Below are 15962 nucleotides of genomic sequence, written 5' to 3'. Positions count from 1 at the left end.
AGCGTGAGAGGAAAGTCCGCGCACTCGCAACTGGACTACGTGAAACCACGCCACTGGGCCCTAGAAGCGCGACGCAGCGGAGTGCCGGATATGTTGCGCGCGATGGTCTGGCTTGCAACCACGGTACCGGACGCAATCCAACAGGTGGAAAGGGAGCTTCCAGAAGACTTCCCGATGCATATCTGGGACTCGATCACCACCGGCTTTCACAAGGCCGCGGAGGCCTTCCTCAACGGCATCCAGAACGAAGAGGACTAGAACCCCAGGCGGGACGAGGAAAAACACAGATCCTCGATGCCCGCGAGTCACTTCAATGCACTTTCGGTCGGTCGAGCCAGCCGATCTCTCGGACCTGCCCGTCAGCCGGCATGCGGCGTGCTGAGCAGCGCCAACGCGCAGTCATCGGCCGACCTCTTGGTGAAGTTCTGGGCCATGTTGTCCGCCAAAATGCTCGCAATCACCGATCGCCTCTTGTCGCGGGTCCATCCCAGCAACTTGCTCACAGCAGCGCCCGGTGTACCGGCACGCTTGTCGTAGAGACTTTCGGCGCAGCCGTCGCTCATCAGCGCAAAACCCGCCAGACGCGGCGGCTCGGTCCCGTGGTACAGCCGGATCTTGCTTTGGGCAGTCGAGTCGGTGACGAAGTACGTCGTGTTCGCGTACTCGCCGTTGTCAGGGTGGGACAGGATGTGCGCGACGCCATCGTTTTCGACGCGAACTATGACCCCGTCCCCAAGATGGACTGCCACATAACTGTCGCCCTTGTGCGCCACGCACAGCAGCGTCGACGCCAGTGCGTCCAGCCCGCATTCGAGGCGGTTGGCCTGTCGCTTGAGGGCTCGCATGAGCTTCTCGTGAATGAATGCGCGCGCGGCCTCGGGGTCCCTCGCACAGAGTTCATACAGTTCGTCGAAATCACCAGTCAACATGCGCAGCGCCGCCCGAACCACTGCTTCGGCCCCGAACTGGGACTGCGCACGCGACCCAGCACCGTCAGCCACGGCAACGGCCGCCATGTCCCGCTTGCGGACGAAACCCACGGCATCCTGACAGGGAATCTGTGCAGCGATGTGGGACCGGCCGGTCGCACAGGCTCCGGCGACCTTGTAGGTAAACAGACTCATCGGCGGGGATTTAGACTTGCCCCCAAGCGGCGATTCCTGCCGTGTCGAGCGCCACGTTTTCACCTGGCGTGGACTGCGAGACGCGGGACACGCTGCGGCTCAGCCACTCGAAGAATTGCTTGAAGTTCAGGCCGCGCAAACGCAGCGGTGGGCGCGTGGGCGAGAGTTCAGCCAGCTTACTCATGTTGGCGCTGTCACCAATGCCGATCGGGAAGACCGTGAGCTTCTTGGCCGCTACCAGATCTCGGATGCGCGCGGCCGCCCCCGAGATGCTGTCCGTCGGCTCGCCATCGGTCATAACCACCAGCCAGGGCTGGAAGTAGTCGACCCCGGCGCGTTGGTAGTCCTGCTTGCGCGTCTCGAGCAGGTCCAGTCCCATGATGACGCCTTCGCCCATCGGCGTCGTGCCGTTGGCCTGTAAATTCGGCACGTTCTGTCGGTCGATGGCCATGAAGTCGACCACCTTCTCCACGTTCGCGCCAAAAGTGACGACAGCGATCTCAGCCGCGAACTGCGCAACGTCGTCCGCGCGGATGGCGTTAAAGAACATCTGGACGCCCTCGTTGAGCTCAGAGATCGGTGAGCCGTTCATCGAAGAGCTCACGTCAAGCACCAAGCAGATCGGCACGCGGGCGGTCGGGTTTTCGACCAGGTCTTCTTGTCGCAGGATGTATTGTTCGTCCATGGTGGTTCTCCTCGATTGAGCGATAGATGAGCGCCGAAGCGCCTACTTGAACAGTTGGCTGAGCAGCCGGCCGACGACATCGATGAATGTCGGCCCAGGGGTGGGCGCCGGGCGGTACGACCCGGAGCGCGTTGGCGGTGACGGGGGCGGTAGTGCGGCCGGCCGGTGAGGAACCGGCTGCGGCGCTGTGGACCGCCAGGCAGGAGCCGTTGAGGCCGGCTTGGCACGGGGCGCCGGTGCGCCGACGGCCTCCTGAGCGGCCTTGTGGCTATCCCGTGCCAGCCGCACCAGGCGCATCCGGTGCTGGCAATCCGGGCACCAGGGCGATTTTCCTGCGGCCGAGAGTTTGTCGACGTAGCGCTTCGAGTTCGTGAACGGCTGCTCGCACTTCCCGCAGGGCACCTCCACCGGATCGTGAATCGGGAAATGCAGCGGGAACATCTCGTTCGAGATGGACTGACGCTGCAAGCGATCGCGATAGTTCAGCAGCAGGTCAGTCCATTGGCCCACGCTAGTCCGCCGGTTCTCCCTGAAGGTTGCGTAGAAGGCTTGACGCAGCGGATTCGGCAAATGAGCCCAGATGTACTGCCACGATCCCTGGGGAGCGTCTTCACCGGACACGTCGGCCGCCGTCGAGCCTCCTTGCGTGAAATAGCGGTAGGGGAAGTTCCTGGACTTGATGTTCTCGCCCGGCGAGCCGCCCCCCTGCTGCGAGTAGGGCGCTTTGCCAGGAAACAGGATCATGAAGATCATGGTGGCCACGGCGAACAGCTCGTGGTCGAGGGTACGTAGGAATTCGGGGTAGTTCCTCCCCTGGATTTCCGGCGCAGTGAAGTTCACGGTGCCCACTGGGCAGGGGAAGGACTCGATCTGGAAACTGTCGGTGTCGACCATCCATACAGCCGTGCTGTCGGCGGTGACCAGCAGGTTCATCGGATTGATGTCACCGATGAGGACGTTGTGCCGGTGCAGGAACTCGACGTGGTCAATGAACGTGCCGGCGACATTGACCAGATCCAACCGCGTCCAGTCGGGAAAGACCTTCGAAAGGCGGGGCGGGACGCACACTGTTGACTGCATGGTCTGCCCCGTGGCGCGCGGCATCACATAACCGACGAACTCGCCGGCTGCATTGCTCACGGTATGCGTCGGCCAGCAGACGCCGGGACGCTCGATGCGCCGGCTCACCATCAGCTCGATCTTGCGCTGCTTAAGGTGGGTCAGCTTCTCGCGGTGGTAGACCTTGCAGACTTGCGTACCGCCAAGCACCTCATAGATGATGCCCTCGCCTCCGGCGCTGATCTGTCGGCCCAGGGCTACCGCGGTGCCACTCGCGAACCGGACCACATCGCCAGCGACGGGCAACTGCGAGACCTTAACCTGTGTCTCGACTTCGCGGATCGGCTCGCGGCAGACGGCGAAAGGCTTGACGGCCGCCGCCGTGGCAAGCCGCGGTCCAGGCGGTACCGCCGGCGCGCCCTGCGCTGATGTTCTAGGCGGCCCGGTCCACATGACGGCCTGGGCACCGGCGGCCCGGGCGGATTTCCACAGTTGATCGTCGCGAGTCAGCAGGACCATGTCGTAGTCCCGAGCCACTTCGATCAGATCAGCGCCACCCCCAGGGGGCGAGCGGAACATGGGTCGCTCCAGCACGTGGATCGGCACATCGCCACAAGAGCGACGCACCAGCACGTCCTGCCCCTGCAGCAGCCCCCCAGCCGGGAAGCTCTGCAGCCGCACCGCCGGCGCGCTGCGCAACTGCTGCGTCAATGCCTGGGCTGAGGCCTGAAGGGCCCCACCTCTCTTGGCGATTCCGTCGATCTGCGCCAGCACTGCGCTGGTGACAATCACCAGACCCGGCCGCTTATGGATGCGCCGCATCACGTCCGGATCGGTCAAGAGCACAGTGCCATCGACCAGCACCCGCTCGGCCGGTTTTCCTCTCTGATCCATCACTGTCGTTGTTCTGCGTCCCTGTTATTCCAGAATTTTTAACACCTCTATAAGTGTCGAACTCCGACATGAACGGCTGCGAAGCGCCAAACCCGGTAACAGGTCACAAATTGCGGGAACTGGCGTGGTAGGTGCAGCACCGCAATATCGATCGCGTATCGCCGCGTTGTTGCTCGGCTATGCCTGCAAGGCGCATGCGGACCTGCCCTGGATCTGAAGTCGGCGAGGATGCGGTCCAAGTCGAGTCGCCCTTCTTCGCAGATGAGCTGCCTTTCTGATCACGGAACCGTTCGCCGGGTGCGACATCTGCAGCTGAACTATCCTCTGGACGTCCGTCACTAAAGAGATTCGATGAAGACCGTTTCTCGCCAGCCGCATTGGCTGTTCTTGGCCGCTTTTGCCTTGTGCCTCAGCGCCGTCGTCGGCGGATCGGCCCTCGGGGCTTACCTGAAAGACGGCGGGGTGATCGTCCTGACGTGCTTCGCTGCCGGCGGCGTCGTCGCCCTATCGCTCTGGTGGTGGACGATGGACGAAGCCGGGAAAGGCGCGGTACACACGCTGGTGCGCCTATCATTGGCCATCATCGGCGGCCTGGCCTTCTACGCCAATCTGACCTACGGGCTCTGGGCTGCGAAGGTGCCGCTCAAGCTGCGCATCATCGACGAGGGTCGGATGGCCGAACACTTCTGGCTCGGGCCGGCAACGCTCGTGTACGCCGTGTTCTGCTGGCTCGTCCTTCGATACAGAGCGCGCGACGGCAAGTAGACGAGGCTCGTCGCCGCGCGATCCCCAGCGACCATCCGCACGCCCGCATCGACGAACCACGGCGACGGTGCGCCGTGCAAGATTTGAGTCGAATTTCATCGCGATCTCAACGCGTTCGCTGGATAGAGTGGACCCACAGGAGGATCCTCCCATGCAAGCCCAGCCGTACCCCAGCACAGACGTGGAGCCAGCACCCGACGACATCCTGCGCTTGCCCGCCGTCCGCCGCACGACGAGTCTGGGCAGATCGACCATCTACCGCCTGATCGCGCTGAAGATGTTCCCTGGCCAGGTTCGTCTCGGCCCGCGAGCTGTTGGATGGAGGCGCTCCGACGTCGACTTCTGGAAAGCCTCTCGGCCCAAGGCTCATTGATCGGCACAGGACATCGCCGTCACGATGACGCCAATGCAACCGCCAACGGTTCAACGACGCTCGGCCGCACCGGACGGAGTCGCAGCACTGCGTCGAAGCGCCGCGACTTCCTCCGCGATGCGCTGCGGTGCGGCACGCAGGATCAGGCGATCGGCAGGGTGGGCTTTGCAGCGCGTCATCCGCTCGCTGAGCGTCGCCTTGGCCTTGCCGAAGTAGCGCGCCACCGTCGCAGCCGAACAAAGACGATGCGCGACCGCAAGACCTGCCACCAATGCGCGCCCTCTTGCGGCCAGGGCGTCGTTGCCGACATGAAGGTCGATCTCTTCGGACGGACTGATCTTCGTCGATACCCACTTCGCGAGCAGCGCGAGAGCGCCCTCGACTCCATAGCCACCTCCGGCCGCAATGAGCAGCGCTGCGGCCGCCTCGACCTTTCTCGCCGCTGCCTGCCCCGAGCCGTCATCGCCGATCGCAAGCTTCAGGCCCTTGGCCATTTCCCAAGCGCGCCATGTCTCCACCGAGGGTGGCTTCGCGAGCCACTTGGTCAGCGATTTGCGGCCGGCCTTCGTTGCATCGCCGAAGTAGCTCAACATTGGCTCTGTCTCGAAATCCCTGGACGGCTTCAGCCCCAACACGTAGCGCAGGGCGGCGTTCGGGTAGTAATTCCGCTTCGGGCTGGCACCAGTGAAGACGGGCCGCCAGGCGAACATTCGTATCTCCTGGCGCACCGCATCGTCGGAGTCCAATCGCTGCGCGCTGTAGGGTCCGGCAAGCACAGGACTACGCAGAGGCTGGACACGCCTCACCCAGCGGGACACCACGGTGCCGAACGACCGGGCAACTCCCGCGACAGAGTCGCCAACGCGCAACTGGGAAATGGCGTGAATCTCCGCGGGCAGCACGATGAAGTCAATCAGCACCCGCCCCCGTCGCTCATGCGCGGCGATCAGACGCGTCTGTATTCGCTGGACGATTGCCGGATGGCAAAACAGATCGCGGCCCACCGCTGCTTGCCAGCATAGGCTCCACGTCTCCGTCTCTTTCGCATCCCTGGTGACGGCAATTTGATTGCTCATTCAATTAAGACGCTCCAGCCGCAGAAAACCTCAGCCGGTGGCATGTAACAGCGCCGCGACTGTTCGACCCTCGCACAAACGCAGATATCGGCGGTCACAAGGGGCATCGGCCGAACGAAGCAAGCCGCTCTCGAAATTTCTGCAGTCCGGCGGAGGCAAGACGCTCTCTCTGCCGCGGCCGCGCTGTCGACCGAACGCCTTCACATCGCTCTCCAAAAGCCTCGACGTCAGGTAGAAGTCGGCAGTACCGTGGCCGAGCCCGAAAGCAATTCCGCTCAGGGCAATCCAACGTCAACTGAAGGAGATCGTGATGAACGAGACCACTCGTACCGACCTGGAACAGGATGTCGTCGACCTGGGCGACGCCAAGGAGATGACCCTGGGCGTGCCGGGCACGCCCAACCTCGAAGAGCACGCCGGCATTCCGTGGAACTACGAATGACGACGTGATCGTGGCGCGCACCCCGCTGGCGTCGTGCGCGCCATTCAAGCCGTCTCGCTGCAATACCAAGCCACCATGATGCATCGACGCCCAGAAGCTGACGTGCCGTAGATCAAGACATTGCGCCGGAGAAGTCATGCAGCCCGCCATCACGTCATCACCCCTCTATCTCGCATCGCACGTTCGAGCTCGGGAATGCGGAAGGCAGGTTGTTCTGCTGGACCTGCGGAAGAATCGATATGTCGGCGTTGGCCCGGCAGTTTCCTCAGCGTTGTCCCGATGCGTCCACGGCTGGCCATCAGTTACCGCGCTCGCAGGCGTGAATGTGTCGTCGACGGTGCCGATGGATATCAGGTCGACGATCCGCCGATTCGAGTCCGAAGGCTTGCTCAGCCCCACATCGCCTCAGTGTGCCCTCATTGATTCGACCGCGATCGCCATCGGGGACGCGCAAGCGTCACTGGACTTCGAGGACCTTTCTACCGAGGTCGAGGCAAGCGCGCGCCGCGTCATGCATTTCTTGCGGGGTTCCGCATTGACCGCATGGAAGCTACGTTATCAGTCGCTGGAGACCATCGCCCGCGCAGTGTCCGAACGTCGGCGGCGGATCGGTGCTCACGACAGCTCACCGCTCCCCAAATCTGCAGCCCCGACCGCTGCGATTCGCTCCGGCGCCATCGCCTACGAGCGGCTGCGCCCCTACCTGCTCACCGCTCGCGAGCGATGCCTGTTCGACTCCATGTCCATGCTTGAGTTCCTCGCCGCCGAAGGCCTGTTCCCGCACCTGATCATCGGCGTCAAAACGGCACCATTTGGTGCGCACGCGTGGGTGCAATGCGGCCCGATGGTCCTCAACGACCAACACGCACGCGTTCGCCAGTTCAGACCGATTCTGGTCGCATAGCGCCAGCGTGTGCGCGATCTCAACCCGCTGGCCAGACCATGTTCAGATACGTCGCCTTCGCCTGGGACGCCTCGAGACCCGAAGTCTCGGCGTTCGCCGAGCAACTCGGCCGCACCTTGCAACAGCAGGCCGGCTGGAGCGCCACGTTACAACGCGCCGGCCTTCTGGTTCTCGTCCACGGTGAGACGCCTGGCGTCAACCAAGCCTATGCGCTGCAGGGCGGCCAAGGCGTCGTGCTGGGCAAAGTATTCAGGCGACGAGACCTGGTCGCTTCACCATCGGCCGACCAGCAAAGCGACTCCATCACGAGCAGGGAGGCGAACCGCATTCTCGCCGCCGGTGGGCAGGTCCTCGTGGACGAATTCTGGGGACGATATGTCGCGTTCCTCCAAGCAGCCGACGGATCTACGGACGTGGTCCGCGATCCCAGCGGAACCCTCCCATGCCACTTGCTCCGACACGAAGGCCTGGCGATCGTCTTCTCGTGGCTCGAGGACGTCCTTCAGCTCCTCAACGACAGAGCGCCATGGAGGTGGACCCCGAGGGTAGACCAGGATGCAATTGCCAATCAGCTTCGGGAGGGCGCGATCACTGGCAGGCAGGCGTGCCTGGAAGGCCTTACCCATCTGATCGCCGGCGAACGCCTCAACCTGCACTCGGGAGCAAGGGCAACCCTTTGGGACGGCACGGCCTTCGCCCGCTCTCCGCTGAAATGCGACATCCAGGAGGCCGCAGACCGATTGCGAGACTTGGTGCGGGCCTGCACTGCTACGTGGGCAAGATGTTGCGCAACGATACTGATGCGGCTCTCGGGCGGTGTCGATTCTTCGATCCTGCTAACCTGCCTCGCGCCGACGCGAGTCGCTGCAGACGTGATCGGACTCAACTACTTCTCGGAAGGGTCCAACAGCGACGAGCGCCACTATGCCCGTCTGGTCGCCATGAAGGTGGGGCGGGACCTGCTGGAGCAGCAACGCGACCCAGGCTTTCGAATCGAACGTGTGCTTCAGGTGGCGCGCATGCCGGATCCCATGCCTTACATCGGTTCGATGAACGCAGGAACCGATGCAAGGCTCGCCGCCAGCTACGGCGCCCGCAGCATGTTCACCGGCGGCGGCGGCGACTCGCTGTTCTATGAGTTCCCCGCGTGGTGGCCGGCCGCGGACTATTTCCACAATGAAGGCCTGAATGCAGGATTCGTCTCAGCGGCGACGGATGCCGCGCGCCTCGGGAGACTGTCAGTATGGCGAACCATTGCTTTGGCGTTGACCCGGACCCGGGGGCCCAACATCGGCGAGAAGACCACCACGGCCCACACGGCGCTGCTCGCGCCCGATCTTCGCAACAAAGCCGCTGTACCTCAGCGCCTGCTCCATCCCGCCGTGCAGCAGGCCGCAGGGCTGCCGCTGGGCAAGTACATGCAGACGATCGCGCTCCTACACCCGATCGGCTACTACGATCCCTTCGAACAGGCCAACGCGCCCGAGACCGTCAACCCCCTGCTGTCGCAACCGCTGGTCGAGTATTGCCTTCAGCTGCCGACCTATCAATTGATCCAAGGCGGTCGCGGACGAGCGCTTGCTCGCCGCGCATTTGCTAAGGATCTGCCACAACAGATCGTCAATCGGCGTTCCAAAGGCGGCATGGAAGACCACGCCAAGGCCGTGCTTGAGTCCAATCTCGACCTCATTCGCGAACTGCTACTGGATGGACAGCTTGCCGCCCGCGGTCTGATCGATCGCCCCAAAGTTGGAGAACTACTGTCGGGTCGGCCCACAACGCTCCCCAGTGCGACCAGCCAGATTCACTCCCTGGTGGCCATCGAGGCATGGCTGACCCGTTGGGTTTGACGCCAAGACTTCCCTCAACCCCCTTCGATGGGCCATGCAGCAGCAGTCGAGCCACCCACGCGCAGCCCAGCTGATGCTCGATTGCATCGATGGACCGATCGCCAGGCGACTGATCGCCACGAACCTGTTGGCCATTGCCGGGGGTCTGATCGCCGGCGTTGCCCCCGTTGGCCTCAAGGGACTGATCGACGCGGCCAAAGACGAAGCCAATACGTCAAGGACCACCTCGATGGCGGTATACGCGGTGGCCTATCTGGCCAGCCTCGCACTTGGCCGCTTCCTGGGCGAGGTTCGCCCGATGCTCGCAAGTGCGACGGAACAACGCTTGTATGGACGTCTGCGACAGCGCTTCTTCCATCACACCTTGCACTTGCCGTTCGGATTCCATTTGAACGAACGTGCTGGGGCCACCGTTCACGCCCTCAACCAAGGCATCACCGGCTGCCAGATCATTGTCTACAGTGTCCTCAACAGCATCGTTCCAGTCGTGATCGAGGTTGTGACGGTGACGGCCGTGCTTCTGTCGCTCGATCAGCCGCTGCTCACGTCGATTTTTGCTGCGACGGCCGTCGCCTACGTGGCTGTCGCGACTACCCGAACTCGGGCCTTGACCCAGGCAGCACAGCGTGTGTCCGCCGCCAGCGCCGACGTCAGCAGCGCGATCGCCGAAGGCCTGACCAACATTGAGCCCGTCAAATGTTTCGGCGTTGAATCACGTCTTGTCGACGAACTCGCCGGGTCCACATCCTTGCTTGAGCAGCGTTGGTCGACGCTATATCGGCGACGTCTGCGCAGCGGCTTCGCGCTCCTCACCGTCTTCGTGGCTTCGATGTGCGCTTCTCTCGTCACGGCGATCTACGGCTTGCGAGAGGGGTCGCTCACGATCGGCGGCTTTGTCCTCGCGAACATGTATATGGTGCAGCTGCTGCGCCCGCTTGACATGCTCGCAGCTGCGACACGTGACGTGTCACAAGCCTTGGCGTTCATCGGCCCGATGCTGGCGATCCTACAGACCCCGCAGGAAGTGTTCTGTGTGAAGTCTGCGGATGCGATCAAGAGCGGCGACGAGGCCGTACCGACGCGAGCGCCGGCCGCTAGTGATTTCGCGAGCTCCGCGGATTCGTCCCTTCCGCCGTCGCCGCAGAGGTCCAAGGCGCCGCGGATCCAGTTCTGCGACGTCCGGATCGCGCTCGGCAACAGCGACGCCGTACTCTCCGAGCTGAACCTGGACATCCCCGCGGGACGAACCGTCGCCATCGTCGGCGCCAGCGGCTGCGGAAAGTCGACGATGGCGCGACTGCTGCTGCGGCTGTGGAAGCCAGAGCGCGGCACCATCTTCTGGAACGATCAGCCGATCGAGGACTTGCCACTGGCAACGCTCCGAGAGATGGTCGCCATCGTGCCGCAGGACACGGTGCTCTTCAACGCCACGATCGCGATGAACATTGCTATTGGCCGGCCGGGGGCAACGTCCCAGCAAATTGAGCGCGCAGCGCGACTGGCACAACTGCACGACCTCGTGAGCACGCTCCCCCGCGGGTACGCCACGGTCGTCGGGGAACGCGGCATGAAGCTCTCAGGCGGCCAGCGACAACGCATCGCCATCGCCAGGGCGGTCCTCCGAGATCCCTTGGTCTTCGTGTTCGACGAGGCCACATCCATGCTTGACAGTCCGACCGAGCAGGAAATCCTGCACGACCTCCGCAAAATCGCGACGGGGCGAACCACGATCATGATTGCGCATCGGCTGTCGACGTTACGGCACGCTGACAAGATCGTCGTGCTGGCAGGCGGGGGAGTTGCTGAACAGGGCGACCATGACACACTGCTGACTCGCGACGGCCTGTATGCCTCGATGTGGCGGGCACAGCGGCTGGAGACGATCACATGACGACGGAGAAGGACCTGGCCCGCTACCTCACGTCCTGCAAGAGCCATTGCCCTGCCCTGTCTTGCCCAAGCTCGCCCGGCCGACTGCCTGCCCACCGCCGTCAGATCAGGGGTGGCCAGCGGCGACAGCGCAGCGCGGCTTGGCATCGTCCACACGCTTCATTTCCTTCATTTCTTCCCAACGGACGTACTGTTCCTTCAGACTCGCTTCTGTTTCTGCGGGGATCACCACCTCGCTGCGCTTTTCGCCCTTCAGCCAGAATCGGTGCCAGTCCGTCCCGCCCAAGGTCGGCGGCTTAGTGAGGGGGTCGCGGTGGGACGACCGGCGCACGGGCTGCATCCTCTTCGGCGCCCAGCGTCGCAGCCGATGTGCCAGCTCGCCTGGCGCAGCTGCTGCAGCGACAAGCGCCGCAGGGCCACTCGCGGCGGCGGCTCCGCGATCGGCGTGCCAGGCAAGCGCAGCGGCTGGCGCGATGGTCGAGCCGCCACGAGCACGACACGGGGCCGGCTGTTGGCCTGCAGGCCCGGTGTTCAGCGGCCCGGCTCCGGGCATGGCGGGCGAGTGGGATGGCGATCTGGCCAGCACCGCGCGCAGCGCAGCGATCCAGCTGGGCAGTTCGCCAAGCGGCCCCGCATGCGCAGCATGGAGAACGAGGGCCGCGCTTCCCGGAAGCGGGAGGGCCGCCACCGCGAAAGGGATCGACAGGGCGGAGGGGTACTCCCCGCCAAGTCCCCTTCAGGGGAGGAGCGCACAGCGACCCCGCAAGAGCCCGGTCGGGCCCTCAGGGCCCGATTCGCCCGCACTCGTCCGCACTCGTCCGCATCGACCCGCAGCGTGCGTCGCGCAGGCAGCGACGCGCCGGTCAGCCCCCCGCCCCTTCCCGGAAGCCAGCCGGAAAGCTCAGTTCAGTGTGGGAGCGACCTCACAGGAACGCCAGGCTCGATGGCCCCGCTCAGTCCACACCCAGGTCCACGGGCGCCGCTCCATCCCGCATCGCCGCGACCAGGGTGTCCTCGAAACACGCATGCTGCTCGCCACGAAGCCGCAGATTCATCGAGTTCTCACAGGACATCATCCGAAGGCGCAAGGGAATGTTGTTGCCACGCCCGAGCTGGTGGCTCAACCATCCGACGCAGTGGGCGTCGTCGGTCTCATGGCAGGCCATAGCCTGCAAGGGCTGCCCGACCTGGCTCAGATCACCGGGCTTGGCGATCGTGCGCGCCAGCTCCTGATGCTTCGCAACGTTGTAGCCGTTCGGGATGTCGTGCGGATCGACATCGACCCGCCAGGGGCACTTCTTGCATTGCGCCGTGCGCTTCAGCTTCCAGGTTGAGGACAAGGGAACTCCAGACCAGTCGAAATCGCCCCGACGAAACCGCGATCAAGCGACCGGCTCTCCCGTGGGGACGCAGGGCCGGCAATCATAAAGTTCGGCCGCGCTCACCCAGCGGTCGTGCCACCCGCCGCGAGCCACCCGGCGCCGAACCTCGGCACGATAGGTGTCGGCAGACGGCGGCCATCGGCGCGCATGCCGCGTCCGGTTGCAACGCCAGCACGCGGCGACCACGTTGCTGGCGACGTCCGTGCCGCCATCGCACCTGGCGATGAGGTGCTCGGCGGTGCACTGCAAGAAGGCCGCGGCGCGGCGGGATGGAACGGGCAGCTCGTGGGGCGACGTCCGCCACATGCGGACACGGCAGTACCAGCAGCAGCCGCCCTGCTGGACAAAGGCGCGATGGCGCTTCGATCGAAGAGAAGACATGAGAACCTCCAAGGTGTTGGAAGTCCTCGCACTGCATCAAGATCAACCGCACAAGGACTTCCGGTGATGGAAAGTCCCCGCTTCTGAGAGCCAGCGATTGCGGGCGCCGTCCTTTATCGGTATCGGCGGTGCCGGCCTAGAGCGGACACGGCGGGCATGGACTCCCGCCCATGCGCGAGACGATTCTGCGACAGCCTGGACGATCGATCAAGCTGGCAACGCGAGTCGACGAAGGCCTGCGGCTCGCCTGCTGTGGCAGGCGCTTGACGGATTGCTAATCGGCGCGTCACTCAACGCGGCGTCCAGCAGCGCCATGGCGCCGCATCGCCACTGAGCGCGTAAGCCGTGCATCGTCCGAACCGGAGCCTTCGGTTTCTTCTTTCGCTGAACTTGTAACCCAGCCGTCGCCCTGGCACTCTAGACTGCGGCCTCTTCCTGCGCGCTTCTCCTTCGTGCCCTGAAGCGCATGCACATCGTCCGCAGGCCAGATCGACTTGGCCGCGCGATTGCCACTGCGGTCGTGTTACCGCTTAGAGAAAGCCGAGCCCGTGCCTAGATCGGCGGCGGCCGCCGCCGTGCCGGCACCGACGCGCTGGTCGGCCAGGCCCGCGCCGTGTCCGTCCGCCCCGACCAGTACGCATCGAACTCGGGCGTGCCAGGCGACAGTTGCTTCTTGAAATCCTGGCGCGCCACGAAGCCCGGATCGGCCAGGGCCAGATCCCTCCACGCCCACAAGGAGCGCTTCGCCAATTCGTCGGCATCCAAGGCGCCACCCGCCTTCAGCGCCGCGCGGGCATACGCCGCGCGCCACGCAAGCTCCGTCCGGTGCTCGGAGCCCGCCGGTGGCATCACCTCCACGTAGACCGCGCTCCAGTGCTCGCTGTCCGCCTTCACCGGCACCTGATCATGAGCGGCCCAGAAGGCAGCGCTCATCGCCTCGTACCAATGGTTCTCCGCATCGCTGAACACCGCGCCGGGCGGCACCCAGTGATGATGCCCGCCGGCTGCCTCGAAGGCCAGGCGCGCCTCCAGCACCTTGGCCGGGCCACCGAAGAACTCGTCGAACGTGTGTTTCACGACCTCGATCGCGAGGGCTAGTTTGCGACCCCGCCAGGGCGACGCATGAATGGTGACGAAGTAATCCTCCAACATGGCGATCACTGTAAAGCTCGCAGCCAACCTCCGCATCGACAGACGAGATACCCCCTCGCGGGCGCTCCGACCGCCCCTGCCCGGCGCACCCAACGCCAACAGATTCTGCGGCCCGGCATCGGGCGTGGCGTAGGTCGGAGAGGCGGTATGGGCATGCGAACGCACGCCCGCCGCAGCTGGCGCAAGCGCAGCGACGCGGCCGGCGATCTCCGGCCAGGGAACGGGCCGTCACATGCACAGGCGCCCGCACGGGCACGTGCCCTCGCGCATCAATGTGCCATTTCAGCGGCTCAGCTGGCAGGCGACTGCGCCGCCGGCGCGAAGCGCGAGCCGACCCGCCTCAGCAGGCCGGCCCGGACATCACGGCTTCGCCACCGGATCCTGCTTCTCCTCCAACTCGTCCGCGATCCGCGCGGCAGAGGCGCCCAGGTTCAGCGTCCCGCGGGCCAGCTGCATCAACGTGGCGTCGTCCAGCACGCCCAGCAGTCGCGCCTGCCGGCGACGCAGCGCGCCCAGCGCCGCCGCCCGCCAGTCGTAGCCCCGCAGCGCCCTCAGCGCGGCCGGATTGCCCCGGCTGTAGCCCTCCAGATAGGGCCGCAGCGCGCCCTCGCGGCAGGCCCCAGCCCCAGCTCCAACTCCCGCCTCGCACGAATGTTCGTTGTTCATCGCCATCTCCTCAGCGTGCGGTGGCGACCGACATGCCGCGCGGCTCGCGCGCCGCGGAGCGGCCAAGCGAAGCGCGAGGAGCAGGTACGGCGGAAGACCGCGGGCCCTGCACTCGCGGATCGAACTCTTCTCCCAGCAGGGACCACAGCATCGCGTCCCGGTACCCCTGCAGGCGGCGCTCGGCCACCGCGTGCATCGCCGGGTCGATCTCCATGCCAACGAAGTACCGGCCGACCGACTGCGCGGCGACCAACGAGGACCCGGAGCCGGTGAACGGATCCAACACCAGCCCGCCCAAGCGGCAGAAGGTCTGGATCAACGGCGTCAGCACGCTCAGCGGCTTCTGCGTCGGGTGCAGCTTGTTGCCCGAGTAGGTCCAGTCGATCACGTCCCCGATCGGCTCGGCCGGTGCGGGCGGCTCACCCTTGGCTAGCAGGTAGGCGCTCTCATGCTGATAACGCATCAGCCGCGTCGTGCTGGTGTAGCGCTTCGGAAAGGTGATGTGCCCGGCCACCCGCAGACCCACGCGCCGCCAGGCGCGAAAGAACAGGTCCGTGCGCGACCAGCCGTAGAAGGAAACGCACAACGTGTCCGGCCGCATCACGCGGAACACCTCGGCGAAGGCCGGCTCCAGCCAGTCCGCCTCGCGATCGCCCGCGAGGCTGCGCCCCGACCGGTCCCGGTAGTTCACCAGATAGGGCGGATCGGTCAACACGAAGTCCACGCAGTCCGGCGGAAGCTCCGCCAGCAGACGGCAGCAATCGCCCAGCAACACACGATTCAAGGGAAGGGACATGACAGTCTCCCAGTAGCGCCGCAAGCGGCGCTCACCCCCGTGGCGAGCGGCCGGCGCTCCCCCAGCGGCGGGAGAAGAGCGCACGGCGGAGCGGGCGTCGCAAGGGCGGCGATGGCGGGGACCGTGGAATAAATAGCGCAGCGGCTTTATGCCGCGAAAGCCCCGGCCAAGGACGGGCAAGGCTGACCAGCCGGGACGCCCGGGGCAAGCTCACCAGCGCCCCAGGGCGGCACGGCGCAGGCAACCGGCTCAAGACCAGAGACAGGCCGCAGGCCCCAACCACCCGTTCGCCGCACTGCGGCGCAAGATGCGCCGTGGGCTCTTCCGGTGGCGCAAGACCTGACCCCTAACCTCCAAGGACTCGCGACGTCCAACGTCGCGCCGGCCGGTAGCCTGCGCGCCAGCGCACTGGCGACGCGCCCAGAAAATCACGCCGCCGTGCCGCAGCCGAAGAGATCGTGCCAGCAGCGCCCTGCCCCCCGCGCTTTCTGGAGACCAGGGACGGGCCGCTGCCGGATGTTGA

The 15962-nt window shown here is 65.0% G+C and carries 16 protein-coding genes and 1 pseudogene; 7 read left to right on the top strand and 10 right to left on the bottom strand.

Annotated features, from left to right (window positions below):
• Nucleotides 1-258 (top strand): annotated as a pseudogene (locus SNE35_RS31710) (type II toxin-antitoxin system HipA family toxin); the annotation flags it as partial.
• A gap of 101 nt (nt 259-359) precedes the next feature.
• On the opposite strand, the gene SNE35_RS31705 reads toward SNE35_RS31710, so the two are convergent.
• Genes SNE35_RS31705 through SNE35_RS31695 form a run of 3 tightly spaced genes read right to left on the bottom strand, consistent with a single transcriptional unit; the run spans nt 360 to nt 3762 of the window.
• Nucleotides 360-1124 (bottom strand): PP2C family serine/threonine-protein phosphatase, encoded by a 765-nt coding sequence (locus SNE35_RS31705; protein ID WP_320427073.1) that lies wholly within the window; start codon nt 1122-1124, stop codon nt 360-362.
• Between the two features lie 10 nt (nt 1125-1134).
• Nucleotides 1135-1809, bottom strand: coding sequence for a VWA domain-containing protein (locus tag SNE35_RS31700; RefSeq protein ID WP_320427072.1), 675 nt, complete (start codon nt 1807-1809; stop codon nt 1135-1137).
• Between the two features lie 42 nt (nt 1810-1851).
• Complete coding sequence (locus SNE35_RS31695) at nt 1852-3762, bottom strand: hypothetical protein (RefSeq protein WP_320427071.1); 1911 nt, start codon at nt 3760-3762, stop codon at nt 1852-1854.
• Between the two features lie 351 nt (nt 3763-4113).
• On the opposite strand from SNE35_RS31695, the gene SNE35_RS31690 reads away from it, so the two are divergent.
• Both SNE35_RS31690 and SNE35_RS31685 read left to right on the top strand, forming a co-directional pair.
• Entirely contained in the window at nt 4114-4527 is a 414-nt protein-coding gene (locus SNE35_RS31690) for a hypothetical protein (RefSeq protein ID WP_320427070.1), read from the top strand.
• A gap of 151 nt (nt 4528-4678) precedes the next feature.
• The gene (locus SNE35_RS31685; RefSeq protein ID WP_320427069.1) at nt 4679-4900 is read left to right on the top strand and encodes a helix-turn-helix transcriptional regulator; all 222 of its coding nucleotides are present in this window, start codon (nt 4679-4681) and stop codon (nt 4898-4900) included.
• Between the two features lie 50 nt (nt 4901-4950).
• Here the strand turns inward: SNE35_RS31685 and SNE35_RS31680 are convergent, their stop codons facing one another.
• Entirely contained in the window at nt 4951-5976 is a 1026-nt protein-coding gene (locus tag SNE35_RS31680; protein WP_320427068.1) for a hypothetical protein, read from the bottom strand.
• A gap of 310 nt (nt 5977-6286) precedes the next feature.
• Between SNE35_RS31680 and SNE35_RS31675 the strand changes: the two genes are divergently transcribed.
• From SNE35_RS31675 to SNE35_RS31660, 4 genes are all read left to right on the top strand, one after another.
• Entirely contained in the window at nt 6287-6418 is a 132-nt protein-coding gene (locus SNE35_RS31675; protein WP_320427067.1) for a rubrivinodin family lasso peptide, read from the top strand.
• A gap of 136 nt (nt 6419-6554) precedes the next feature.
• On the top strand, nt 6555-7322 hold the full coding sequence (locus SNE35_RS31670; protein ID WP_320427066.1) for a lasso peptide biosynthesis B2 protein: 768 nt from the start codon (nt 6555-6557) through the stop codon (nt 7320-7322).
• 38 nt (nt 7323-7360) lie between these two features.
• On the top strand, nt 7361-9172 hold the full coding sequence (locus SNE35_RS31665; RefSeq protein WP_320427065.1) for an asparagine synthase C-terminal domain-containing protein: 1812 nt from the start codon (nt 7361-7363) through the stop codon (nt 9170-9172).
• 34 nt (nt 9173-9206) lie between these two features.
• Nucleotides 9207-11063 (top strand): ABC transporter ATP-binding protein, encoded by a 1857-nt coding sequence (locus tag SNE35_RS31660; protein WP_320427064.1) that lies wholly within the window; start codon nt 9207-9209, stop codon nt 11061-11063.
• A gap of 105 nt (nt 11064-11168) precedes the next feature.
• Here the strand turns inward: SNE35_RS31660 and SNE35_RS31655 are convergent, their stop codons facing one another.
• The 6 genes from SNE35_RS31655 to SNE35_RS31635 all read right to left on the bottom strand — a co-directional run bounded on the left by SNE35_RS31655 (nt 11169) and on the right by SNE35_RS31635 (nt 15439).
• Complete coding sequence (locus SNE35_RS31655; RefSeq protein WP_320427063.1) at nt 11169-11348, bottom strand: hypothetical protein; 180 nt, start codon at nt 11346-11348, stop codon at nt 11169-11171.
• 667 nt (nt 11349-12015) lie between these two features.
• Nucleotides 12016-12402 (bottom strand): DUF6283 family protein, encoded by a 387-nt coding sequence (locus tag SNE35_RS31650; RefSeq protein ID WP_320427062.1) that lies wholly within the window; start codon nt 12400-12402, stop codon nt 12016-12018.
• Between the two features lie 42 nt (nt 12403-12444).
• Nucleotides 12445-12750, bottom strand: coding sequence for an HNH endonuclease (locus SNE35_RS32175; RefSeq protein WP_431312814.1), 306 nt, complete (start codon nt 12748-12750; stop codon nt 12445-12447).
• A 627-nt stretch (nt 12751-13377) separates the two neighbouring features.
• Nucleotides 13378-13902, bottom strand: coding sequence for a hypothetical protein (locus tag SNE35_RS31645; protein WP_320427061.1), 525 nt, complete (start codon nt 13900-13902; stop codon nt 13378-13380).
• Between the two features lie 435 nt (nt 13903-14337).
• A complete protein-coding gene (locus SNE35_RS31640) occupies nt 14338-14643 on the bottom strand; it encodes a hypothetical protein (RefSeq protein ID WP_320427060.1) in 306 nt (101 codons plus the stop codon).
• A 10-nt stretch (nt 14644-14653) separates the two neighbouring features.
• On the bottom strand, nt 14654-15439 hold the full coding sequence (locus SNE35_RS31635; protein WP_320427059.1) for a DNA methyltransferase: 786 nt from the start codon (nt 15437-15439) through the stop codon (nt 14654-14656).
• Nucleotides 15440-15962: the final 523 nt, after the last annotated feature.

It is taken from the genome of Roseateles agri (genome assembly GCF_034043675.1).
Taxonomy (GTDB): domain Bacteria; phylum Pseudomonadota; class Gammaproteobacteria; order Burkholderiales; family Burkholderiaceae_C; genus KK5.
This window is presented reverse-complemented; position numbering and strand designations above follow the sequence as displayed.

Coding starts and splice junctions, on each gene's coding strand:
- SNE35_RS31705 (WP_320427073.1), bottom strand. CDS start 1,124: ATGAGTCTGTTTACCTACAAGGTCGCCGGAGCCTGTGCGACCGGCCGG.
- SNE35_RS31700 (WP_320427072.1), bottom strand. CDS start 1,809: ATGGACGAACAATACATCCTGCGACAAGAAGACCTGGTCGAAAACCCG.
- SNE35_RS31695 (WP_320427071.1), bottom strand. CDS start 3,762: ATGGATCAGAGAGGAAAACCGGCCGAGCGGGTGCTGGTCGATGGCACT.
- SNE35_RS31690 (WP_320427070.1), top strand. CDS start 4,114: ATGAAGACCGTTTCTCGCCAGCCGCATTGGCTGTTCTTGGCCGCTTTT.
- SNE35_RS31685 (WP_320427069.1), top strand. CDS start 4,679: ATGCAAGCCCAGCCGTACCCCAGCACAGACGTGGAGCCAGCACCCGAC.
- SNE35_RS31680 (WP_320427068.1), bottom strand. CDS start 5,976: ATGAGCAATCAAATTGCCGTCACCAGGGATGCGAAAGAGACGGAGACG.
- SNE35_RS31675 (WP_320427067.1), top strand. CDS start 6,287: ATGAACGAGACCACTCGTACCGACCTGGAACAGGATGTCGTCGACCTG.
- SNE35_RS31670 (WP_320427066.1), top strand. CDS start 6,555: ATGCAGCCCGCCATCACGTCATCACCCCTCTATCTCGCATCGCACGTT.
- SNE35_RS31665 (WP_320427065.1), top strand. CDS start 7,361: ATGTTCAGATACGTCGCCTTCGCCTGGGACGCCTCGAGACCCGAAGTC.
- SNE35_RS31660 (WP_320427064.1), top strand. CDS start 9,207: ATGCAGCAGCAGTCGAGCCACCCACGCGCAGCCCAGCTGATGCTCGAT.
- SNE35_RS32175 (WP_431312814.1), bottom strand. CDS start 12,750: ATGTGGCGGACGTCGCCCCACGAGCTGCCCGTTCCATCCCGCCGCGCC.
- SNE35_RS31640 (WP_320427060.1), bottom strand. CDS start 14,643: ATGAACAACGAACATTCGTGCGAGGCGGGAGTTGGAGCTGGGGCTGGG.
- SNE35_RS31635 (WP_320427059.1), bottom strand. CDS start 15,439: ATGTCCCTTCCCTTGAATCGTGTGTTGCTGGGCGATTGCTGCCGTCTG.